The 22488-nt window shown below is 67.9% G+C and carries 16 protein-coding genes and 1 tRNA gene; 7 read left to right on the top strand and 10 right to left on the bottom strand.

Annotation, left to right across the window (positions count from 1 at the left end; translation table 11 throughout):
* Positions 1-30 precede the first annotated feature (30 nt).
* A tRNA-Arg gene (locus FQV39_RS17750) sits at positions 31-107 on the bottom strand.
* Between the two features lie 28 nt (positions 108-135).
* On the opposite strand from FQV39_RS17750, the gene FQV39_RS17755 reads away from it, so the two are divergent.
* The 3 genes from FQV39_RS17755 to FQV39_RS17765 all read left to right on the top strand — a co-directional run bounded on the left by FQV39_RS17755 (position 136) and on the right by FQV39_RS17765 (position 3348).
* Positions 136-906: a hypothetical protein gene (locus tag FQV39_RS17755; RefSeq protein WP_149131494.1), complete on the top strand. Its 771-nt coding sequence runs from the start codon at positions 136-138 to the stop codon at positions 904-906.
* 4 nt (positions 907-910) lie between these two features.
* On the top strand, positions 911-2395 hold the full coding sequence (locus FQV39_RS17760; RefSeq protein WP_149131495.1) for a M48 family metalloprotease: 1485 nt from the start codon (positions 911-913) through the stop codon (positions 2393-2395).
* Positions 2396-2478: 83 nt separating this feature from the next.
* Positions 2479-3348: a dienelactone hydrolase family protein gene (locus FQV39_RS17765; protein WP_149131496.1), complete on the top strand. Its 870-nt coding sequence runs from the start codon at positions 2479-2481 to the stop codon at positions 3346-3348.
* Between the two features lie 74 nt (positions 3349-3422).
* Here FQV39_RS17765 and FQV39_RS17770 read toward each other — a convergent pair whose 3' ends face one another.
* The 6 genes from FQV39_RS17770 to FQV39_RS17795 form a co-directional block, all read right to left on the bottom strand.
* Positions 3423-4022: a CarD family transcriptional regulator gene (locus FQV39_RS17770; protein ID WP_149131497.1), complete on the bottom strand. Its 600-nt coding sequence runs from the start codon at positions 4020-4022 to the stop codon at positions 3423-3425.
* 375 nt (positions 4023-4397) lie between these two features.
* Positions 4398-4733: a ferredoxin FdxA gene (fdxA, locus tag FQV39_RS17775; protein ID WP_149131498.1), complete on the bottom strand. Its 336-nt coding sequence runs from the start codon at positions 4731-4733 to the stop codon at positions 4398-4400.
* 231 nt (positions 4734-4964) lie between these two features.
* A complete protein-coding gene (locus FQV39_RS17780; protein WP_149131499.1) occupies positions 4965-5273 on the bottom strand; it encodes an RNA-binding S4 domain-containing protein in 309 nt (102 codons plus the stop codon).
* A 49-nt stretch (positions 5274-5322) separates the two neighbouring features.
* Positions 5323-8652, bottom strand: coding sequence for a helicase-related protein (locus tag FQV39_RS17785; protein WP_149131500.1), 3330 nt, complete (start codon positions 8650-8652; stop codon positions 5323-5325).
* A gap of 416 nt (positions 8653-9068) precedes the next feature.
* Positions 9069-9488 carry a MerR family transcriptional regulator gene (locus FQV39_RS17790; protein WP_149133909.1) on the bottom strand — a complete coding sequence of 140 codons (420 nt, stop codon included), beginning with the start codon at positions 9486-9488 and terminating at the stop codon, positions 9069-9071.
* A 223-nt stretch (positions 9489-9711) separates the two neighbouring features.
* Positions 9712-10686 carry a KpsF/GutQ family sugar-phosphate isomerase gene (locus FQV39_RS17795; protein ID WP_149131501.1) on the bottom strand — a complete coding sequence of 325 codons (975 nt, stop codon included), beginning with the start codon at positions 10684-10686 and terminating at the stop codon, positions 9712-9714.
* A 258-nt stretch (positions 10687-10944) separates the two neighbouring features.
* Here FQV39_RS17795 and FQV39_RS17800 point away from each other — a divergent pair, with 258 nt between their 5' ends.
* Positions 10945-12474, top strand: a complete 1530-nt coding sequence (locus FQV39_RS17800) for an outer membrane beta-barrel protein (protein WP_187639973.1) — start codon at positions 10945-10947, stop codon at positions 12472-12474.
* A 202-nt stretch (positions 12475-12676) separates the two neighbouring features.
* Here the strand turns inward: FQV39_RS17800 and FQV39_RS17805 are convergent, their stop codons facing one another.
* Complete coding sequence (locus tag FQV39_RS17805) at positions 12677-14503, bottom strand: M3 family oligoendopeptidase (RefSeq protein WP_248313429.1); 1827 nt, start codon at positions 14501-14503, stop codon at positions 12677-12679.
* Positions 14504-14730: 227 nt separating this feature from the next.
* Between FQV39_RS17805 and FQV39_RS17810 the strand changes: the two genes are divergently transcribed.
* The 3 genes from FQV39_RS17810 to FQV39_RS33525 all read left to right on the top strand — a co-directional run bounded on the left by FQV39_RS17810 (position 14731) and on the right by FQV39_RS33525 (position 20227).
* Entirely contained in the window at positions 14731-16227 is a 1497-nt protein-coding gene (locus tag FQV39_RS17810; RefSeq protein WP_149131504.1) for a sigma-54-dependent transcriptional regulator, read from the top strand.
* A gap of 105 nt (positions 16228-16332) precedes the next feature.
* Positions 16333-18243, top strand: a complete 1911-nt coding sequence (locus FQV39_RS17815; protein ID WP_149131505.1) for a L,D-transpeptidase family protein — start codon at positions 16333-16335, stop codon at positions 18241-18243.
* Between the two features lie 235 nt (positions 18244-18478).
* Positions 18479-20227, top strand: a complete 1749-nt coding sequence (locus tag FQV39_RS33525) for a peptidoglycan L,D-endopeptidase MepK (protein WP_210251114.1) — start codon at positions 18479-18481, stop codon at positions 20225-20227.
* A gap of 513 nt (positions 20228-20740) precedes the next feature.
* Here FQV39_RS33525 and FQV39_RS17825 read toward each other — a convergent pair.
* Both FQV39_RS17825 and FQV39_RS17830 read right to left on the bottom strand, forming a co-directional pair.
* Entirely contained in the window at positions 20741-21349 is a 609-nt protein-coding gene (locus FQV39_RS17825) for a glutathione S-transferase family protein (RefSeq protein ID WP_149131506.1), read from the bottom strand.
* A 78-nt stretch (positions 21350-21427) separates the two neighbouring features.
* A complete protein-coding gene (locus FQV39_RS17830) occupies positions 21428-22420 on the bottom strand; it encodes a LysR family transcriptional regulator (RefSeq protein WP_149131507.1) in 993 nt (330 codons plus the stop codon).
* Positions 22421-22488: the final 68 nt, after the last annotated feature.

Raw genomic sequence — 22488 nt, forward strand, 5'->3', positions numbered from 1 at the left:
GAGCCTCGACGCTCGAGCGCGACGAGGAAATGGCGTCCCGGAAGGGATTCGAACCCCTGACCTACGGTTTAGGAAACCGTTGCTCTATCCTGCTGAGCTACCGGGACGCATAAAAACCCGTGTAGCATAATCGCGATGCGGGTGAAGTCCCTTCTTGCAACTGTCATCATCGCGGCCCTGCCCGGCATGCCGGCCGTGGCCGTATCGCATTGCACCGCCGCACAGCAGCTGGAGACCGCGGCCGTTCGGCTCGTCGGCCTCAACGCCGCCGGCGACCCGGTCCTCAGCGATGGCCGGACGCTGCGCCTGGTCGGTCTGGCGCCGCGTCAGGACGGCGAGGAGGCTGCCCGCTTTCGTGCCGGTCTGGAGCCCTTCCGCGATCGCGCGCTCGATCTCGCCATCCTCGGCGAGCCGGACCGCTGGGGGCGTTGGCCGTCGAAGCTCTTCATCCCCGCCGATCGCCCAAGCGGCGAGCGGCAGGAGCTGGCTCTTCTTCTCCAGCGCAATGGCGCGGCCCTTCCCCTGCCCGAGCCGTTGGCGTCGCCCTGCTCGGCCGCCCCCGTTCAGGCAACGTTAAGTTCCACCCCCTCACCTTCCCGGCCAGTGGCCATCGACGGCCATGATCTCGCCGCTGTAAGGGCGCAGGAAGGACGCTACGTCATGCTGGAAGGCCGGATCGCCTCGGTCGGCGAACGCTCCCAGCGGACCTATCTGAACTTCTCTCGCCGGCCTGGGGAGGCTGCTTCGATCGTCGTCTCGCGGGCTCTGTGGCGGGAATTGAAGGGCGCCGGCTGGACCACAGGCAGCCTGGGCGGTAAACGCGTGCGCGCCTATGGCGTCCTGTCCGGACGCGACGGCCTCCTGCTGGAGGCGACATCCCGTGCGGCGCTGGAACTGATCGACTGAGGATATGCTGAAGCTCTGGCGGACATCGCTCTCGCAGCATTCGAAGCGGCTGGCGGCCATCGTGCTGCCCGGCCTGCTGCTCGTCGGCTGCCTCGGCGACCAGAGCCCGTTCGTGCCGGCGAGCACGAATTCGAGCGACGAGATCGCCCCGCGCATCAGCACCGTCCAGCGGGCTTCGGACCAGGAGCATCAGCGCCTGCTCGCGGCCTTCGGCGGCGAATACCGCGCGCCCAAGGCCCGCGCGGCGCTGGACGAGGTCGTCCAGAGGCTCGCCAAGGCCGGCGAGGGCCAGATCGGCCATTACGAGATCACCATCCTCAATTCGCCGGTGGTCAACGCCTTCGCCCTGCCCAATGGCCGGCTCTATGTCACGCGCGGCCTGCTCGTGCTGGCCAACGACACCTCCGAAATCGCTTCGGTGCTGGCGCATGAAATCGCCCATGTCACTGCCCAGCACGCCGTCGAGCGCGCCGAAAAGGAGGCGGAATCGGCGCTGGTGAGCCAGGTCGTCTCGCAGGTCCTCAAGGACCCCTCGCAGGGCGCCGCCGTCAAGGCCGGCTCGAAGCTCTCGCTCGCCCGGTTCTCGCGCCAGCAGGAGCTCACCGCCGACCAGATCAGCGTGCGCAATATCGCGCGCGCCGGTTACGATCCCTATGGCGCCGGCCGCTTCCTGGCGACGCTCGGCCGCAACACCGCCTTCCGCAACAGCAGCCAGAACCAGAGCGCCGACGACAAGCGGCTCGACATCCTCTCCAGCCACCCGCAGACGCCCGAGCGCATCGCCGCTGTGACCAATGCGGCCCGCCAGATTGCCGCCCCCGGCATCGGCGAGCGCGACACCAACCGCTGGCTCAACGCGATCGAGGGCCTGGCCTATGGCGACGACCCGCGCGACGGCGTGGTGCGCGGCCGGCGCTATCTCAACAGCACCTTGCGTATCGGCTTCACCGCGCCCGAAGGCTTCAGCCTGGAGGCCGCGCAGGACATGGTGATCGGCGTCAGCGCCAGCGGCTCCCAGGCGCTGCGCTTCGATTCGGTGACGCTGAAAAGCGGCCAGACACTGGAAGCCTATGTCGCCGCCGGCTGGATCGAGGGTGTCGTGACGACCGGCATCGAGAAGATCGAGATCGCCGGACAGCCGGCCGTGATCGCCCACGGCAAGGGCACGGACTGGATGTTCCGCCTCGCCGCCGTGCAGGTCGGCGAGCGCGTCTACCGCTTCATCCTCGCCGCGCGCGGCGCGAGCGATCCCGAGCGGGCGATGCGCGCCATCGCCGACAGCTTCCGCATCCTGAGCCCGGCCGAGGCTCAGGCTGTCCGGCCGATGGTGATCCGGCTGGTCGCTGCCGAGGCCGGCGACAGCATCGCCAGCATGGCCGAGCGCATGCCGGAGCAGGACCGCCCCGGCGAGCTCTTCCAGCTCCTGAACGGGCTTGACCGCAACGCCGCGCTGACGCCGGGCCAACGCTACAAGATCGTTGCCGAATAACGTTCCTTCACAAGGCCGAGAGCCGCCCTGCACACGGCAAATCCGCCGCTATGATCGCCGCCATAACGCAAAAGGGAGCGGATATGGCACTCGATCGCAGGATCGTCGAACTCTACGACGAATACACCCACAAGCCGCTCGACCGACGCATCTTCATGCACCGGCTGCTCGCCATCGCCGGCTCCACCGCCGCGGCGGAAGCGGCTCTCGCCTTGCTCGAGCCGAACTACGCGCGAGCACAGCAGATCGCGCCGGACGATGCCCGGATCACGACATCGCGCCTCGACACCACTGTCGATGGCGTCGCCATCAAAGGCTATCTCGCCACGCCGAAGGCCCAGGCCAAGCGGGGCGGGGTGCTCGTCATCCATGAGAACCGCGGGCTCAACCCGCATATCGAAGACATCACCCGGCGCATGGCGCTGGAAGGCTTCACCGCACTCGGCCTCGACTTCCTCACCCCAGTCGGCGGCACGCCGGGCGACGCAGACGCCGCCCGCGCGCTTTTCCCGCAACTGTCCACAGAGGCCGTCGTCAGACAGGGCCGCGCGGCCCTGAAATACCTCGCCTCCCGCCCGGACGCGAACGGCAAGGTCGGGGCCGTCGGCTTCTGCTGGGGCGGCGGCGCGGTCAACGACCTCGCCGTCTCCGCGCCGGAGCTTGCAGCAGGTGTCGTCTTCTACGGACGCTCGCCCGATCTCGCCAAGGTGCCGCTGATCAAGTCCCGCCTCCTGATCCAGCAGGCCGCACGCGATACGCGCCTCGTCCAGATGCTGCCCGATTACGAGAAGGCGCTGAAAGCCGCCGGCATCCACTACGATGCGATCGTCTATCCGGATGTCGACCACGCTTTCATGAACGACACCAGCGCCGAGCGCTACGATGCCGCAACCGCCAAGCAGGCCTGGCAGCGCACGGTCACCTTCCTCAAGGCGGGAACGGGCACGGCCTGAGCCCGCCGGGAGCCGGCAACAAAAAACCCGGCGGTCGCCCGCCGGGTTTCGCATCCTGGAAGGAAAGACGCCGCTCAGGCAGCCTCTTCCTGCAGGTCCTCGTTGTCGTTCTCGAGATCCGCATCGGCATCGGCCGCCTCGGTCTTGCTGGCGCGGCGCGGCGACTTGGCGAGCTGCCCTTCGATCTTCTTGAGCGCCTCGGTCTCGGTGACGTCGTCGACCACCGCGATCTCGCGGGTCATGCGGTCGAGGGCGGCCTCATAGAGCTGGCGCTCGGAGTAGGACTGCTCGGGCTGCGCCTCGGAGCGGTAGAGATCGCGCACCACCTCGGCGATGGCGACGAGATCGCCCGAATTGATCTTCGCTTCGTATTCCTGTGCGCGGCGCGACCACATGGTGCGCTTGATGCGGGCGCGGCCGGTGAGCGTGGTCAGCGCCTTGGCGACGGATTCGGCGTCGGCGAGCTTGCGCAGGCCGACGCTGGCGGCCTTCGCGGTGGGAACGCGCAACGTCATCTTGTCCTTGGAGAAGCTGACCACGAAGAGTTCGAGTTTGAAACCTGCGACTTCCTGTTCCTCGATCGCCGTAATCTGGCCGACGCCATGGGACGGATAGACGACGTATTCGCCCGTCTTGAAACCCTGGCGCACAACAGCTTTCTTCGCAGTGGACATGCCGTTACGACTCCTGACCGGCCCGCTCGACGCGAGCACGCGATGATCCGTCTCCGTCCGGCTGGCCGGAGACTTTCCGCCTGACGCGACCCTAGAAAGGCACCGCTTCACGCTCCCTTAGTCGACTGCTTCATTCGCCCTGGATGAGACCGACAATTAAAATCCGGCACAGAGGCCGGTCATCATGTCGTTCCGATCTTTTGGGGGCACCCCATTTCTGGGAATCTCGCAGGGGCATGCGGAACCAATTCGACTGGGGCTAGCTTGTAGCACAAAAAACACGCCGAATCAAAGGTAAACGCCGGCAAGCGTTCTCCTGCGGGGGCATGGCAAAGCTGTGGTTAACGCAGCGCGGGGAGCGCAAGAGGGTCTAAATCAGTCGCCTTCGCCTGGCTCCGCGGAGAACATCTCGAGCTTTCCAGCCACGCCATCGAACGCCTTCGCGTCCGCCGGCGGCTCCTTCTTCTGGGTGATGTTGGGCCAGCTCGAGGCGTATTTCCCATTGAGCTGCAGCCAGCTTTCGAGGCCGGGCTCGGTGTCGGGCTTGATCGCCTCGGCCGGGCATTCCGGCTCGCAGACGCCGCAGTCGATGCACTCGTCCGGGTGGATGACGAGCATGTTCTCGCCTTCATAGAAGCAGTCGACCGGGCAGACCTCGACGCAATCCATGTACTTGCACTTGATGCAGTTCTCGGTGACCACATAGGTCATGGGTCGGCCCTTCCAATGCTTCTAAACAAGCCCATAAACCCTTGCCCGGCGCAGGTTCAAGGCTGTTTTCGTGATCTTCGGCAGAACGATTTTTCATTTCGGGGGCGCCGTGGAGACGATTTCCATCTCCAGCCCGATTTCGGCGCCCACCGATCGCCGGGCGCGAATTTAGAGCCCTTGTTTATCGCATTTTCTTCACGCGAACCGGTATCCACTTCGCTCGAAAATGCTCTAGTCCTCGCCTTCCGCCTTCGCAAGCGGCGCATCGCCGCTGCCGCCGTCGAGCCGCTCATAGAGCTGCCGCGCCGTCTCGAAAGGGCCGCGCCGCTCGGCAAAGCCCAGGACCCTGACGACCATGGTGGCGTGCGGCAGAGCGAGCGTCAGCACCGCTCCGACCCGGATGCCCTGCGCCGGATTCTCGGCACGCCGCCCCTCGATTCGGACATGCCCGTCCTCCACCAAACGCACGGCGGAGGGCCGCGTCCGCGCGAAGCGCGCGAACCACAACCATTTGTCGAGGCGTTGGCGATGCTCCTGCAAGCGGTCAGCGCCTCCCGGATGCGCTTAGGGTCCGTACTCGTTGTGGACCCTAGTTCTTGCTGCCCTCGAGCTGCGCCTTGAGCGCCGCCAGCTTGGCGAAGGGCGAATCCGGATCCGGCTCGCGATTGGCCTGGCGCGGACGCGGCGCCTGCTGGAAGCGCTCATTGCCGCGCTCCTCGCGCCGCGGACCGCCGGGGCGGCCGTCGCGCTTGAAATCGGGCCGCGGGCCGCGGCCGCCTTCGGGGCGGCCCTGCCGTGGCTGCTGATCGTCGCGGCGCGGACGCTCGTCATGGCGCGGCCGCTCATCATGGCGTGGCCGCTCCTGGCGCTGGGCCTGCGCGCCCTCGCCCTCGGCACCTGCGGCAGCCGGGCGCTGCTGGCCGGGACGCTGATCCCGACGCTGACCTTCCGGGCGACCTTCGCGCTGCGGCCGTTCGCCGCGGCGCTGGTCGCCGTCCCGACGCCCGCGCTGGCCATGCTCGGGCCGGCGCCCGCCCTGATGGCGATGCGGCCGCCAGACCTCGATGAGCTCGGGCTCGGCCGGCGCGGCTTCGGCGACGGGAACCTCGGCGGCTGCCGCCTCGACAGCTTCTGCCGCCACCGGCAGGGCCACCAGCGCATCCGCCGGAACCGGTTCGCGCACCTGATCCAGTTCGGCCTCGGTCAGGATCGGCGTATCGGCCGTCTCCACGGCAGGCGCTTCGACGGCAGGAGCCTCGCCCTCCGCCAGCGCATCTTCGTTCAGCGCCGCAACCGGCTCGCTCGGCCCTTCAGCCTCCGCAGGAACCTCTGCGGTCTCGCTCGCGGCGGACGCGGTTTCGGCAGCAGCTTCATCAGCGGCGACGGGCTGAGCCGGCTCGGTCGCGGCCGGCGGCGGCGCCAGCGGCACGGTGATCGCCGGACCCGGGCGCTTCACCGAGACATAGCCGAGCGAGCGCAGGATCGAGGCGAAATCCTCGCCCGCGCAGCCAACGAGCGAGGTCATCGCGCCGGTGGCGACGAAGCCGTCCTGATCGGCGGCGCCGGCCGGCGGCGTGCCCTGCGTGACGCCGGGGCGATAGGCGATCGCCGGGCGGATCAGGTCGGCGAGGCGCTCGAGGATATCGACGCGCACGGCCCGCTCGCCACAGACCCGATAGCCCGCCGCGCGATAGAGCCCCTTCGGCACGGCCTTGTCGACCGGGAAGGAGGTCCGGCCCGACGCCGCCAGATGGGCGATGTCGTCGAGCCCGGCCGTCTCCGGCCCGCCATGCTTCAGCGCCCATAGCTGGGCGGCGAGCGCACGCGGCGCCGGCTTCAGCAGCGCCGGCATATAGATGTGGAAAGCGCCGAAGCGGATGCCGAGCTGGCGCAGCGCGGCGCGGCCCTCCTGATCGAGCGCCTTCATCTCCTCGCCGACCTTGGAGCGCTCGAGCACGCCGAGCGCCTCGGCCGCCTGATAGGCAATGCCGCGCGCGATGCCGATGACGCTCTCGGCCGCTTCGAGGATCTGGATCGCGCCGAGCAGGCGGGTGATGTGATTCTTCAGCCAGAGATTGAGGCGCGCCTCGACCTGCTCGCGCGCTGCTCCGGTGAGGTGTTCTTCCACAAGAAGGCGCAGCCGCGGCTCCAGCACCTTCTCGCCGGCGACAAGGCGCGCCACCGGCTCGCCGGTCCAGCGCACCAGCCCATCATGCGAGAGCACGAAGGCATCATCGCCCGCCAGCACGACGCGCGCCGCCCGCGACTCGATCTCGGCGCCGAGCGCCTTCGTCGCCGCCAGGTTCAGGGCCTTGACCTCAGCCCCACCGGCCTTCGGGTCCGCCGTAAAGCGGAAGCCCTGCAGCATTCCCACGTGCTGGCCCTCGACGAGCACGTCGCCCGTCGCGGTGACCTCAGCCTCCAACATCGCATTCTCCCGCAAGCGGCGCATCAGCACGCTGGTGCGCCGATCGACAAATCGGTGGGCCAGACGCTCGTGCAGAGCGTCCGACAGCTTGTCCTCTACAAGACGAGCCATCCCCTGCCAATGCTCAGGATCAGGCAACCAGTCCGGACGATTGGCGACATAGGTCCAGGTCCTGACCTGCGCGATCCTGGCGGAGAGCGTGTCAATCTCGCCATCGGTGCGGTCGAGCGAGGCGAGTTGCGTCGCATACCAGTCGGCATCGAGCCTGCCGTGGCGCATCAGCCTGAGATACAGCGTCGTCGCGAGATCGGCGTGCTGCATCGGCGAGATCTTGCGGTAGTCGGGCAAGCCGCAGACCTCCCAGAGCCGCTCGACCGCTGCGCGCCCATGCGCCAGCGCCGCGACATCGGGGTCCCTTGCCAGAATCTCCAAGGTCGTCATGTCCTCGGCGATCAGCGCTCGCGTCAGCCCGAGTTCAGATGGCTGGATATTGAGCGTGTCGATGAGGCCGGCGATCGAGCGCAGATCGAGGTCGGAATTGCGCCACTGCATCTGGCGCACCGGCTCGAAGCGATGATTCTCGATCGCCTCGACCAGTTCCGCGTCGAAGGGCGGGCAGCGCCCGCTGGTGCCGAAGGTGCCGTCGCGCAGATGCCGCCCGGCGCGGCCGGCGATCTGGCCGAATTCGGCCGGGTTGAGCTTGCGGTAGTGATGCCCGTCGAACTTCCGCTCCCCGGCAAAGGCGATGTGATTGACGTCGAGATTGAGCCCCATGCCGATCGCATCGGTGGCGACGAGGTAATCGACATCGCCGGACTGGTAGATCTCGACCTGGGCATTGCGGGTGCGCGGGCTGAGCGCACCGAGCACGACGGCCGCCCCGCCCTTCTGCCGGCGGATCAGCTCGGCGATGGCATAGACCTCCTCGACCGAGAAGGCGACGACGGCCGAGCGCGGCGGGAGCCGGGTGATCTTGCGGTCACCGGCGAAGGTCAGGTTGGAGAGGCGCGGGCGCGTGACGACATTGACGCCGGGGATGAGCTGCTCGATCAGCGGCTTCATCGTCCCGGCGCCGATCAGCATCGTCTCGGCCCGGCCGCGGCGGTTGAGCAGCCGATCGGTGAAGACATGGCCGCGGTCGAGGTCGGAAGCGAGCTGGATTTCGTCTATCGCGACGAAATCGACCGCGAGGTCGCGCGGCATCGCCTCGACGGTGCAGACCCAGAAGCGCGGCCGCTCCGGCTTGATCTTCTCCTCGCCGGTGACGAGGGCGACGGCCTTGAGGCCGACCTTGTCGACCACGCGCTGGTAGACCTCGCGCGCCAGCAATCTGAGCGGCAGGCCGATCATCCCCGTGGGGTGAGCGACCATGCGCTCGATGGCAAGGTGGGTCTTGCCGGTATTGGTGGGCCCCAGCACCGCCGTCACGCCATGAGCGCGGGCGGCAGGTGGCAGCGAACGAAACGGAAGCAAGGCGAAGGAGCCGATCATCTCGCCCGCCCATGCGGGCGGGAGCGTGGACGGGAATCAGGAACGAGTCTGGAACGAAGCGAGGCCGAATCGCGGACTCCGGCAGAATCGGGATTTGTTCCCTTTTCGGAGCTGTCCTCCCTTCGGCATGGGCCATCCCGGCATAGCGCGCCCTCCCGTGAAACCCTCGTGGCGGCGGCAGCAGGCCGCGCGGCACCTTTCCTATTTAAGCCCTTCCGCCCCGGAAACGAGAGGCAATTGACGCGAAGGCTTTCCAACCGAACAGGCGCGCGGTCATCCCGGACAAGCCGCGTCAGCGGCGCCGATCCGGGATCCATGCCTGAACCTCCATCGGAAGCGCTCCGGCATGGATCCCGGGTCAAGCCCGGGATGACCGCGCGTTTCGGCCGTTCAAATGGCAAGTCGGCCAGACCGCCTCAATGATGGGCGTGAGCGCACTGTCCGTGATCGGCCAGCGCCTCGATGATCGCGCAGTCGCAGGCGGCGACACCGCCAGAACAGGTGGTGGCGATCCGTTCCAGCTCCTTCTCCAGCGAGCGCAGCTTCGCGATCTTGTCCCGAACCTCTTCGAGATGCGAGACGGAGATCGCATGCGCCTCGTCGCAAGCGATGCCGGGCGTATCGGAGAGCCTGAGCAGCGTGCGGATATTGTCGACGGCGAAGCCGAGATCGCGCGCATGCTTGATGAAGGCGAGCCGCTCGGCATGGCGCCGGCCGTAGCGGCGCTGGTTGCCCTCGGAGCGTTCCGGCGGCGGCAGGAGCCCGACCTGCTCGTAATAACGGATCGTCTCGACCTTGACTCCGGTGCGCTCCGCCAGCGCGCCGATCGGCATCACGCGTTCGAGCCTGTCCAGTGCAGCCATGGCCTCACCTCAAAAGCTATAGTCTCTACAGCTTTAGATAGACCGCGCCGCCCACATGGCAAGAGCCTATCCGCACGGCCGCGCCGTCATTCTCGGGCGGAGCGAAGCGCAGACCCGAGAATCTCTGGCAAGCAGAGGCTCCGGAGCCTCCGCGTCACGAGATGCTCGGGTCAAGCCCGAGCGTGACGGGCTGGGATCAGGCGACGCCCATCGCCAGCAGGTCGTGGACATGCACCAGCCCGACCGGCCTCTCCTGCTCGTCCACGACGACCAGCGCGGTGATCCGCATGCGGTTGACCAGCTCCAGCGCCTCGACGGCGAGCGTATCGAGCCCGATGCGCCGTGGATTCGCCGTCATGATGTCGCGTGCCCTGAGCGAGCCGCCGCCGCCCATCGTCGCCTTGCGGCGCAGATCGCCATCGGTGACGACGCCGGCGAGCTTGCCGTCCAGATCCATCACGACGGCGCAGCCGAAGCTCTTCTCCGAGATCATCGCAATGACGTCAGGCAGCAGCGTGTCGAGGCCGACCAGCGGCAATTCGGCGCCGCGATGCATGATGCTCTCGACGGTCTTGAGCTGCGCACCGAGCTTGCCGCCGGGGTGGTAGACGAAGAAATCCTGCCGCGAGAAGCCGCGCGCTTCCAGCAGCGCCACCGCCAGCGCGTCGCCGAGCGCGATCTGCATCGTCGTCGAGGTGGTCGGCGCGAGCCCGTTCGGGCAGGCTTCCGTCGCCTTGGGCAGGATCAGCGCAACGTCGGCTTCCTTGCCGAGCGTGCTCTCGGGATTCGCCGTGAAGGCGATCAGGCCGACCCGAAACCGCCGGGTATAGCCGACGAGCGCGGCAAGCTCCGCGGTTTCGCCCGACCATGACAGCGCAATCACCACGTCCTCGGGCTGCACCATGCCGAGATCGCCATGGCTCGCCTCGGCCGGATGGACGAAATGGGCGGGCGTGCCGGTGGAGGCCAGCGTCGCAGCCAGCTTGCGCCCGACATGGCCGGACTTGCCCATCCCCGAGACGATCACACGCCCGCTCGCAGCCCGGATCAGCGCGACGGCATCGGCGAAGGGTTGGCCGAGCCCGTCGGCGAGCGCGTCATGGAGCGTGTCGAGTCCGGCACGCTCGGTGGCGACGGTGCGAAGGGCGGAGGCGCGGATATCGGCGATCATGGCCGGCGCTGTAGCACGAGGAGACGCGCGATTGCCACCGCCGAGGCTAAGCAGACATTCCTTGGCAAGCCAACGAATGGTCTGCCTGGGCCTCTTGTTTTGTCGCAGATTCTTGTCGGAAAACCGTGAGACACTTTTCCGGAAGCTGATCAGCGCGACCGCTTCGTTGACGGCTCCTTAACCCTGTTCGTTCTAACTCCGTTAACCATGCGCGCCCTCCAGGGCGCGTGAGCTGTTGCCTGGAGCCTGGCGAACCCCGTGTCCGGTCGCACGACCATCCTGCTTCTGTCCGGCACCACCCTGGCCGGGCTCGCGCTCGGCTGGACGACGGCCGCGGCGCAGCAGGCGAACGCGCTGAGGACGGGCACCCCGACCTATATCGCGCAGCAGCCGGCCCCGCCCGAGACGCCGCTCGCACCGGGCACTGCCGAGCCCGATGCCCTACGCAATCCGGCCGCCCCGGTCAGGAATCAGGGCTCGGCCGTCTCGACGCGCCAGCCCGCCCGCGCCAGCCAGCCTGTCCAGGCGCCGGCCCTGCGCGGCGTCACGCAGCGCCAGTTCCGGCCGGCCCTGCCCGCCGTGGCGACGCTGCCGCAGCCCGCACCGCCTCCGCCGCCGCCCCCCCGGCGCCGCACCGCGGCGGAAGAGGACCCCTATGCCGCGCTGGGGTTGCGTCTCGGCTCGGTGACCCTGCGGCCGGGTTTCACCAACTCGATCGGCTACGACACCAACCCGCAGCGCAGTTCCACGCCCGGCGTGAAGGGCTCGCCCTTCGCCCGCTACGAAGGCGATCTCGACATCCAGTCCGACTGGAACGTGCATCAGCTCAGCGGCCGGCTGCGCGGCGGCTATTTCCAGTATTTCAGGGACAGCCAGGCCTCGCGGCCGGACGGTGAAGGCAATCTCGACCTGCGCCTGGACGCCACGCGTGACACCCGCATCCTGCTCGAATCGCGTATGCGGCTCGATACGCAACGCCCAGGCTCGCCCGACCTGACCGCCGCCGTCGTGGGCCGGCCGCTGGTCTGGCAATATGGCGGCTCGGCCGGCGTCAGCCATGACTTCAACCGGTTGCAGTTGACCCTGCGCGGCTCGGTCGATCGCAGCGACTATCAGAACGCGCAGCTCTCCAACGGCGCGACCCTTTCGCAGCAGGACCGCAACCAGACCGATTACGGCCTGCGCCTGCGTGCCGCTTATGAGGTCACGCCGGGCTTCAGGCCCTTCATCCAGGGCGACATCGACCAGCGCAAATTCGACGACAAGATCGATTCGGGCGGCTATATGCGTTCGTCGAACGGCGTGAGCGGCCGCATCGGCTCGACCTTCGAGATCAGCCGCCAGCTCGCCGGCGAGATCTCGGGCGGCTACCAGAACCGCAGCTACGAGGACCCCCGCCTGAAGAACCTGCGCGGCTTCGTCGGTGATGCGGCGGTGCTGTGGTCGCCGACGCCGCTGACGACGGTGACGCTGCGCGGCTCGGCCACGCTCGGCGACACCACTATCGCCGGCTCCTCGGGCACGAGGGTGCGGGGGGCAATTCTGGAAATCGCCCATGCGCTGCGCCGCAACCTCACGGTCACCGGCTTCACCGGTTTCAGCCGCACCGACTATGAGGGGCAGAATCTGCGCGAGAACCAGATGAATATCGGCGCGCGGATCGAATACAAGCTGACCCGCACCTTCGCGATCCGCGCCAGCTTTACCCATGAGCGCCTGAACTCGACGTCGCCGGGCAACGATTACACCGCGAACGTCTCGATGGTCGGGCTCAGGGTGCAGTTCTGAGGAAGGGCATGAGACCCAGAACGCCCTATCCCTTCTCCCCTTGCGGGAGAAGGTGCCCCGGCAGGGGTGGATGAGGGGCCGCGCTGCCCTGAATCGTTTGCGCCCCGACGAAGCACTTCTTTGGAGAGGTCGCGCCACCCCTCATCCGTCAGCGCTCCGCGCTGCCACCTTCTCCCGCAAGGGGAGAAGGGAAGACTGCGCCTCACTCCATCCCTTCGAGCTCGATGATCATGCCCTCGATCATCCTGAGCCCGATCTGCCAGAAGCCGGGGTCCTTCGCATCGAGGCCAAAGGGCTTCAGCAGCTCGGAATAGGGCTTGCTGCCGCCGGCCGAGAGCAGCGCGAAATAGCGCTCCTGGAAGCCTTCCGCAGCGTTCTGGTAGACGCCGTAGAGCGAGTTCACCAGGCAGTCGCCGAAGGCGTAGGCGTAAACGTAGAACGGCGAATGGATGAAGTGCGGGATATAGCACCAGTACGGCTCGTAGCCCGCCGTCAGCCGGATCGCCGGGCCGAGGCTCTCCGCCTGCACGCTCATCCAGATCTCGCACAGCGCTTCCGGCGTCAGCTCGCCCTCGCGGCGGGCCTGATGGACCTTCCGCTCGAAGGAGTAGAAGGCGATCTGGCGCACGACCGTGTTGATCATGTCCTCGACCTTGGCGGCCAGCATCGCCTTGCGCTGCTTGCGGTCGGTGGTCGCGTCGAGCAGCCGGCGGAAGGTCAGCATCTCGCCGAAGACGCTCGCCGTCTCGGCCAGCGTCAGCGGCGTCGGCGCCATCAGCGCCCCGTTCGGCGCCGCCAGCACCTGATGCACGCCGTGGCCCAGCTCATGCGCCAGCGTCATCACGTCGCGCGGCTTGCCCTGGTAGTTGAGCAGCACATAGGGATGTGCTGACGGCACGGTGGGGTGCGCGAAGGCGCCGGGCGCCTTGCCGGGACGCGGCGGGGCATCGATCCAGCGCTCGTCGAAGAAGCGCTGTGCGATCGCCGCCATCTTCGGCGAGAAGGCACCATAGGCCGACAGCACGGTTTCGCGCGCCTCGGTCCAGGGAATGGTGCGCTGCTCGACCTGCGGCAGAGGCGCGTTGCGATCCCAGAAATCCAGCGCATCACGGCCGAACCATTTGGCCTTGAGGCGATAATAGCGATGCGACAGGCGCGGATAGGCTTCGCGCACCGCCGCGACCAGAGCGTCGACCACCTCGCGCTCGACCCGGTTGGCGAGATGGCGGGAATCCGCGACATCCTCGAATTTGCGCCAGCGGTCCGAGATTTCCTTGTCCTTCGCCAGCGTATTGGTGATCAGCGCGAAGGTGCGCAGCTCCTTGCGGAACACCGCGCTCAGCGCCTCCGCCGCCTTGCGGCGCACCTCGCCATCGCTGTCCTGCAGCTTGTTCAGCGTCAGTTCGAGCGTCAGCTCCTCGTCGTCGACGGTGAAGCGCAGCGAGGCGATCGTCTCGTCGAAGAGCCGGTTCCAGGCGGCGGCGCCCGTCATCGACTTCTCGTGGAACAGCGCCTCGATCTGATCGTCGAGCTGGTGCGGCTTGTCCTTGGCGAGATCGTCGATCCAGGGCTTCCAATGCGAAAGGGGAGCCGCACCCGCGACCTTGGCCATCACCTCGGGGGCGATGCGGTTGAGCTCGAGTTCGAAGAACAGCAGCTCGGTGATCGCGGCATTTACCTTGTCCTGCGTATCGCCATAGAACTTGGCGCGCTGCGGGTCGGTGGTGTCGCCGGAATAGACGAGGCCGGCATAGGCGCCGATCCGTCCGAGCAGATCGCTCAGGCCCTCATAGCGCTTGACCGCTTCCGCGAGCGTCTCGCTGCCGTCCGGCTGGGCTGCGAGATCGGCGAGCTTGCCGCGATAGTGCTCTGCGAGCGCCTGCGCCTCAGAGAGCGCCCGCCCGAGATCGCTCTTCAGCTCCGGCGAATCGACACCCGGATAGAGATGGCTCAGATCCCATTCCGGCAGTTCGCCGAGCGTCCTGGCCGGTTTGGCCACCCCCGCCTTGGCGCCGGAGCGCCGGATCATCTGCCAGATCGTCTCTTGGAAGCTCATTCGCTCGACACCTCGGCGCACTGACTTAGGCTCCCTCCATAGGCCGGGCTCCGCCCGCGGATCAACGCCGGTGCGACCGCCGGTGTGCGCCGGGGTTTAAATCCCGCTTAACCCTTCTGGCCGAGGATGCCCCAGAACGGAACAGGTGATTCCGTCGGCACAAAGCATTTCTTTGATATTGCATCATCTTTCGAGGTGTCATGACCGCCACCGTCCTCGTCGTCGACGACGATCCCGTCCAACGCCGCCTGCTCGACGCGATGCTGAAGCGCTTCGGCTACGAGGTGATCGTGGCCGAGGACGGCAAGGCAGCGGTCGCCCTCTTCGGCGGGCCGGATGGCGAACGGATCGACGCCGTCGTGCTCGACCTGCAGATGCCGGGCCTCGACGGCATGGGCGTGCTGGCCAATCTGCGCGAGCGCGGCATCGAGACCCCGATCATCGTCCAGACCGCGAACGGCTCGATCGAGACCGTCGTCGCGGCGATGCGTGCCGGCGCGGCCGATTTCGTGGTGAAGCCGGTCGGCGCCGAGCGCTTGCAGGTCTCGCTCAAGAACGCGCTGAAGCTCGGCGCGCTCGAACATGAGCTGCGCTACATCAAGCACCGCGCCTCGAACACGCTGGGTTTCCGCGACCTCGCAACCAAGAGCCCCGACATGGGGCGCGTCGTCCGCCTCGCCGAGCGCGCGGCGAAGTCCAACATCCCGGTCCTGATCGAAGGCGAATCCGGCGTCGGCAAGGAAGTTCTGGCCCGCGCCATCCAGGGCTCCAGCGACCGCCGGGGCAAGCCCTTCGTCACGGTCAATTGCGGCGCGATTCCGCATAATCTCGTCGAGTCGATCCTGTTCGGCCATGAGAAGGGCGCCTTCACCGGCGCAACCGAGCGCCATCTCGGCAAGTTCGTCGAAGCCAATGGCGGCACGCTCTTCCTCGACGAGGTCGGCGAATTGCCGCTCGACGCCCAGGTCAAACTGCTGCGCGCCATCCAGGAAGGCGAGGTCGATCCGGTCGGCGGCAAGAAATCCGTGCGCGTCGACATCAGGCTGATTTCCGCCACCAACAAGAGTCTGCTGGATCAGGTGAAGCGCGGCGAGTTCCGCGAGGACCTCTACTACCGCCTCAACGTCTTCCCGATCACGCTGCCGCCGCTGCGCCAGCGCCGCGAGGACATCGCCGATCTGGCGCGCGGCTTTCTCGCCCGCTTCGCCGCCGAAGAGGGGCGCAAGCTCAGCGGCATCACCCGGGAAGCCATCGCGCTGATCAGCAGCTACGACTGGCCGGGCAATGTACGCCAGCTCGAAAACGCGGTGTTCCGGGCCGTGGTCCTCGCCGATGGCGACGAGCTCGATATCAGCGAATTCCCCCAGATCGCCGCGCAGATGGAGGGCTACGATGTCAGCATTCCGCCGGCACCGGCCCCGATCGCCCGCGGCGAGGCGCAGGGCGAGCCGCCGCCGCGCATCATCCAGATGCCGGTGCGCGACCCCAACGCGCTCGAACTCGTCGCCGGCTCCGACATGCGCAAGCTCGACGAGCTGGAGCGCGAGATCATCACCTTCGCGCTGGCGCATTACCGCGGACACATGTCCGAGGTCTCGCGCAAGCTCGGCATCGGCCGCTCGACGCTCTATCGCAAGCTCAAGGAATACGGGCTGATCGACAGCGAGAACGGCCCCGATGAAACCGACGCGGCCTGAGCCACGTCTAATGAATGCAGTGGCCTGTTGCGCCGCCGCATCTTGTTTCAACCAACCGAGTCACGCAGGAAGAGCGCGACTTCGGCAGCTATCGGGAAAGCGACCATGCCTCCTCGCCATTGGGCGAAACTGACCTCGGCATCCGCCCTGGCCATCATGATGGGATGCCTCCCGCTCCGTGCCGAAACGCCGGTTCAGATCGACGCCACGCTCGGCGTTCCGCTGCCCGAGCAGCCGGAGCTGAAGCTGCTCGATTCGGAGCGCACCGCCTCCCCGCCAGCCCCGATCGCGCATTCCGGCGCCGCCTCCGAGCCGGAGATCGTCACCGGCACGGTTTCGGCCGGCGGCCCGCGCGATCCGGCCAAGCTCGACGCCACCGCGCCGGTGGAGGCCGAGGAGGAGCCGGTCACGCTCGACATCCCGGCGATCGAGATGCCGGCAACCGACCCCGCGCTGGTGCCGGCCTCCAAGGCCGTCGAGCCAGTGGCGCCTGCACCGCAGACCGGGCCGCTGCAAAGCGTCGAGCCGCTGGTGCCGCCGCCCGAAATCCCGAAGGTCGTCGTCACGTTGCCGCCGGGCCTCGAATTCGCCGCGGCCGTGGCCGAACACCTTCAGGATGCGGTTGCGGTGCACCGGCTATCCGAGCGCGAGCGCAACGAGATCATCGCCGCCTATCAGGCCAACGAGAACAAGCCGTTCTGGATCGACGGCAAGGGCTGGAACGAGGCGGGCAAGCGCATCGTCGCGCAGCTCGGCCGCGCCGGCGAGGATGGCCTGCGTCCGGGCGACTACCCCCTCCCCGCTTTCGAGGCGAGCGACAAGGCCAAGCTGGCCGAGGCCGATATCCGCCTCTCGGCGCTCGCCGTGCTCTATGCCCGCGATGCCCGCGGCGGCCGCATCGACCCGCGCCGGCTCTCGAAGCTGATCACGCCGACCCTCTATCTGCCCTCGGCCACCGAAGTGCTCTCCGAGCTCGCCGGCGCGGCGGATGCCGGCGCCGTGCTCGCAGCCTACAACCCGCCGCATGAGGGCTACCAGCGCCTCAAGGCCAAGCTCGCGGAGATGCGCGAGCATCTCGACGACACGCCGCTGGTGCGCATTCCCGCCGGCCCGGCGCTCAAGCTCGGCATGCGCGACGAGCGCGTCCCGCTGGTGCGCGCACGCCTCGGCCTCGGCCCGAGCGAGGAGCCGGTCTTCGACCGCTCGACCTCGCTGGCGCTGGCCGATTTCCAGAAGAAGGCCGGGCTGCCGGCCAATGGCATCCTGAGCGAGCGCACGCTCGCGGCGCTCGGCAAGCCAGCGAGCGCACGCGGCGAGGAGGACATCGTCGCCCAGATGGAGCGCTGGCGCTGGCTGCCGCCCGATCTCGGCACCGACCACATCATGGTCAATGTGCCGGAGATGCGCGTGCGCGTGATCCGCTCCGGCAAGGTGGTGCATGAAGCCCGCACGATCATCGGCAAGCCGGAATCGGCGACGCCCATCTTCTCGCACAAGATGGACCACGTCATCGTCAACCCGTCCTGGTACGTGCCGCCTTCGATCCTGAAGAAGGAGTTCCTGCCGGGGCTCGCTGCCGATCCGGACTATGCCGCCAAGCGCGGCTATGTCGTCACCCGCACCAGGGGCGGCGGCGTCTCGGTGCGCCAGCCGCCCGGCGAGCGCAATGCGCTCGGCTGGATCAAGTTCATGTTCCCGAACGAGCACGCGGTCTATCTGCACGACACGCCGAATCGCCGGCTCTTCGCCGGCGAGCGGCGGGCGCTCAGCCATGGCTGCGTGCGCGTCGAGAACCCGTTCGCGCTGGCGGATCAGGTCCTCGGCCCGGAATGGACGCATGAGCGGCTGAAGCGCCTGATCGGTTCGGGCGAGCGGCGAATCAATCTGCCGCAGCCGCTGCCGATCCATCTCGTCTACAACACGATCGTCGTCGGCGCGGACGGCCATGTCACCCGCTTCGACGATGTCTACGGCTTCCACCGCCTCGTCCGGCAGGCGCTCGAACAACGTGGCTAAAATGGGCCCGCCACAAGGCGGGCGCCTTTTTGCCATGATCCGTCTTTAGCCACCTCGTCCCAGTATTTTCTGGCGCAGCGATTGTCGGCTCGCTAACGAGCCGTTAACGCTTCTCCGCAACTGTTCGTTCACGTTCATCGTACCGCTTCGGCGGGGGCACCGAGACGGGTCAGACAGATTGGGCAGGATCACCGCCAAGCTTGCAGGATGGTTGCCGTCCGGCTCAAGGCCAGCCATGCGGCGCGTCCTGACCCTCGGCATGGCCTGCGCCGCCTCGTTCCTGGCCGTTCGCAGCACGCAGGATGCCATCGCCAACGGCGATACCCGCACGATCACCATCCGGCACATGCACACCAAGGAGGAGACGACCATCACCTTCAAGCGTGATGGCCGCTACGACTCTTCGGCGCTGGAGAAGCTGAACTGGGCCTTGCGCGACTGGCGCAGCGACGAGCCGATCCGCATGGATCCGCGCCTGTTCGACGTCGTCTGGGAGGTGCAGCGCCAGCTCGGCTCCGACCAGCCCTTCCACGTCGTCTCCGCCTATCGCTCGCCTAATACTAACGCCATGCTGCGCCGGCGCTCGCGCGCGGTCGCCAAGCACAGCCAGCACATGCTCGGCAAGGCGATGGACTTCTACCTGCCCGACGTTCCCACGGCGCGCATCCGCGAGATCGGCATGCGGCTCCAGCGCGGCGGCGTCGGCTTCTACCCCAACGCCCACACCCCCTTCGTCCATCTCGATGTCGGCTCGGTCCGCTCCTGGCCGCGCATGACCCGCGACCAGCTCGTGCGCCTCTTCCCGGACGAGAAGACCGTCCATATTCCGGCCGACGGCCAGCCCCTTGCCGGCTACGAGCTCGCCAGGGCCGAAATCCTCTCGGGCGGCGGCTCGGTCGGCGGCTATGCGGTCGCCGATGCCGACGAGGGCGCTGTCGCGGCCTCCGGCGGCAAGAGCCTGTGGGCCTCGCTCTTCGGCGGCGACGACGAGGAGGCCGATGCCCGGCCGACCCGCGGCCGCCGCAGCGCGCCACGCCAACAGCCGGCCGTCATGGCCTATGCCAGCCCCGGCTATGCCGACAGCAACGCCGGCGATGGTGGCCGCTTCGCCGTCGCCATGGCACCGGAGCCGACGACGCGGGCGCTCACGCGCGAACGCTCCGAGCGGCTCGCTCCGCAGACCGCCGCAGCGCCGCCTCCTGCGGCGGCCGCCGCAGCCCCGGCTCCGGAGCCAACCGCCCTGCCCACGCCGCCGCAGCAGCGTGCGCCTGAGAACAGGCCGCAGCTTATGGATGCGCCGCTGCCGCTGGCCCGGCCGCGCGGCCTCTCCCTGCCGGGCGACGACCCGGTCCAGATCGCGGCCCTGCCCGCGACCGGCGGCGCGCTCGCCTTCGCGCCGCAATCGGGCGCTGCGGCCGACCCGCGTCTCATCCTCGCCTCGCTGCCGCCACGGCGGCCTGACGAGATGGTCGCGGCAACCACCCTCGCCCTTGCCGCCAGCCCCGCCGGCAGCCCGACCAATGCACCGTTGCCGCCAATCCGGCCGACGGCGCTCGCCGACGCCGCCATCGCCGCTCTGCGCGGCACCGGCGTCCCGGATCAGACGCCCGCTACGGCGCCGGAGGGCCGCCTTGTTACAGCCGCGCTACCCCCTGTCCGGCCGCGCGAAGGCGGCGTCACCTTCGTTCCGGCCAGCCAGCGCTCTGTCGCTGTCACAGTTGAGCCCGAAGAACCTGAGGACATGGATCGCTCCGGCCTGAAATCGCTGTTCGCGACGGTCGCGCGCACCAGCGTATCGCCGGGCAAGCCGGTCAATGTCGCGACGGCGCGCGCCAGGACCACCGGCCCCTCGGCCACCCCGATCGCCGGCCCGAGCCCGGCCGCCGCGCTCGGCTTCAGCCATGCCGATTCCGGCGCCCCCAAGCCGGGCGCCTTCAGCGGCCCAGCCGTGCGCCCGCTGCCGACGAGCTTCGTGCAGAACTGAGCGGTCAGGCGCCCGTCATGCCCAGGCTTGACCTACGGCTATCCGGTTCGTTTTGAGTACCGTCTTGGAAAGCACGATGGATCGAAGGCTCTCCAGAGAACAACGACGGAGATGACGGGTGGGGGAACCCCTCCCCCACCCATCTCGGGCTTGCCCGAGATGGGCAGAGATGTGTGCCAAAGTCGGCAACAGCCGACTTTGGTGGGGAGGGGCAGGGGTGGGGGGCGAACGACTGGGTTCAACGCTCACCAAGCGGAACCGCCCCCATCCCCATACCCTTCCCCACATCGAAGTCGGCTGTTGCCGACTTCGGCATCAGGAAATGCCCATCTCGGGCAAGCCCGAGATGGGTGGGGAAGGGAGGAGCCCGCACCGGCACCCGCTAGCGCGATGCGAACCGGACAGCTGTGGGCTTGCCCCGAGCATCTCGTGCCATAACCCCGAAGCCTCTTTCGGCCCGAGATTCTCGGGTCTCCCTGCGGTCGCCCGAGAATGACCCCTTAGGTGGTTCGGCTACTCCCGGTCGATCGGCCAGGCCTTGAAGACATCGAGCGCCTCGCAGGCGCGCGCCTGCTCCGCCAGCGCCGGCCAGCGCTCCTCCGGCACGAATTCCGGGATCACGAAGCGGCAGAAGCCCCAGGCGATCGCCGCGGCGATGTCGCTCGGCAGCAGTTCCGGCCCCGCCGTCAGCTCACCCTCCTTCGCCGCCGTGTCGAGCAGGTCGAGCGCGGTGTGCAGCTGGCTCACGATCCGTTCCTGCCACGGCGCATAGCGCTGCGCCTCCGGCCGCTTGCGCTCGTACTCGACAGAGACCGCCTTGTCGGCCGCGACGATGCCGATGCCAGTGAGCGCAAGGTCACGCCGGCGCGCCACGCCCTCGATCGGGCGCAGCGAGCGGCCGGCGACATCCTCGAAATGCTGGATGATCAGCAGGGATTCGCTGATGACGATGCCATCGTCGGTGACGAGCGTCGGCGCCTTGATCAGCGGGTTGATCGCCCGGAAGGCGTCCATATGGCGGAACACCGAGACCGAGCGATGCTCGAACGGCACCTCCAGCAAGGTGCCGGTGATCGCCGCGCGGCGGACATAGGGGCTATCGAGCATTCCGACCAGCAGCATCGCTTCCTCCTGACGATAACCGCGCGACAGTGCCGAAACCGGCGGCGGAAGCCACGCGAATTCGCGTGATGCGCCGGATCACGCCGCTTGATGTTCGCGCTTCACGGCGGGCGTCAGCTGGGCGCTCAGCGGCTCGTCCAGCCTGATGCCGCGCTGATGCGCCTCCATCTGGCAGGGATCCCAGTAAGGCGTGCCGCCGAAGCGCTCGACAAGCAGGTCGATCAGCACCCGGACCTTGCCGGGGACATAGGCTCCCGGCGGACGGACCACATAGAGCGCCCGCGTCGGCATGGGATAGTCGAGCAGGATCGGCTCGACCGCGCCGGAGCGGATCGCGTCGGAGGCGATGAAGGTCGGCAGCACGGCGAGCCCCAGCCCCGCCACCGCCCAGGACAGCAGCGTATCGCCATTGTCGGAGTGCATGCGCCCCGGCGGCCGCACCGTGATCCAGCGCTTGCCGGTACGGAACACCCAATCCTGATCATTCGTGCCGGTATAGAGCAGGCAGTCATGGTCGTTGAGATCGGCGGGAATGGCCGGGCGCCCGCGCCGCGTGAGATAGGCCGGGCTGCCGATCACCGTTGCATGGACTGGCGCGATGCGGCGGGCGATCAGGCTGGAATCCTTCAGCGAACCGATGCGGATCGCGACGTCGAAGCGTTCGCCGATCAGGTCGACATAGCGGTCGCTTGCCTGCACGTCGATCTCGAGCCGCGGATACATCTGGGCCAGCTCGCCCAGAAGTGGCGCGACATGCTTGGTGCCGAAGGTCAGCGGCATCGAGAGCCGCAATCGCCCGGCGACCCCGCCCGCCTGCTGCGCCACGGCCTCGCGCGCCTCGTCGAGCTCGGCCAGGATGCGCTCGCTGCGCGCCTTGAACTCCAGCCCGGCTTCTGTCGCGCTCACGCCGCGCGTCGTGCGGCTGAGCAGGCGCGTACCGAGCTCTTCCTCCAGCCGGCTCACGCGACGGCTGACGATCGATTTCGCCAGGCCGAGACTCTGCGCCGCCCGGCCGAAACCACCGGCCTCGACCACGGCGATGAAGCTGCGGATGTCATCGAGTTCGGACATGAGTGTTCCTCAGGGTGCAACAGCTTGGTGCCGATTATGCGAATTCTGGTGCGATCCGTGAACCACTA

Source organism: Bosea sp. F3-2 (assembly GCF_008253865.1).
GTDB lineage: Bacteria > Pseudomonadota > Alphaproteobacteria > Rhizobiales > Beijerinckiaceae > Allobosea.

Excerpts from the sequence above, each read along its gene's own strand:
- FQV39_RS17830 (WP_149131507.1), bottom strand. The coding sequence starts at position 22,420 with ATGTCCGAACTCGATGACATCCGCAGCTTCATCGCCGTGGTCGAGGCC.
- FQV39_RS17825 (WP_149131506.1), bottom strand. The coding sequence starts at position 21,349 with ATGCTGCTGGTCGGAATGCTCGATAGCCCCTATGTCCGCCGCGCGGCG.
- fdxA (WP_149131498.1), bottom strand. The coding sequence starts at position 4,733 with ATGACCTATGTGGTCACCGAGAACTGCATCAAGTGCAAGTACATGGAT.
- FQV39_RS17755 (WP_149131494.1), top strand. The coding sequence starts at position 136 with ATGCGGGTGAAGTCCCTTCTTGCAACTGTCATCATCGCGGCCCTGCCC.
- FQV39_RS33525 (WP_210251114.1), top strand. The coding sequence starts at position 18,479 with ATGCGGCGCGTCCTGACCCTCGGCATGGCCTGCGCCGCCTCGTTCCTG.
- FQV39_RS17810 (WP_149131504.1), top strand. The coding sequence starts at position 14,731 with ATGACCGCCACCGTCCTCGTCGTCGACGACGATCCCGTCCAACGCCGC.
- FQV39_RS17760 (WP_149131495.1), top strand. The coding sequence starts at position 911 with ATGCTGAAGCTCTGGCGGACATCGCTCTCGCAGCATTCGAAGCGGCTG.
- FQV39_RS17765 (WP_149131496.1), top strand. The coding sequence starts at position 2,479 with ATGGCACTCGATCGCAGGATCGTCGAACTCTACGACGAATACACCCAC.
- FQV39_RS17785 (WP_149131500.1), bottom strand. The coding sequence starts at position 8,652 with ATGATCGGCTCCTTCGCCTTGCTTCCGTTTCGTTCGCTGCCACCTGCC.
- FQV39_RS17795 (WP_149131501.1), bottom strand. The coding sequence starts at position 10,686 with ATGATCGCCGATATCCGCGCCTCCGCCCTTCGCACCGTCGCCACCGAG.
- FQV39_RS17805 (WP_248313429.1), bottom strand. The coding sequence starts at position 14,503 with ATGATCCGGCGCTCCGGCGCCAAGGCGGGGGTGGCCAAACCGGCCAGG.
- FQV39_RS17815 (WP_149131505.1), top strand. The coding sequence starts at position 16,333 with ATGCCTCCTCGCCATTGGGCGAAACTGACCTCGGCATCCGCCCTGGCC.
- FQV39_RS17770 (WP_149131497.1), bottom strand. The coding sequence starts at position 4,022 with ATGTCCACTGCGAAGAAAGCTGTTGTGCGCCAGGGTTTCAAGACGGGC.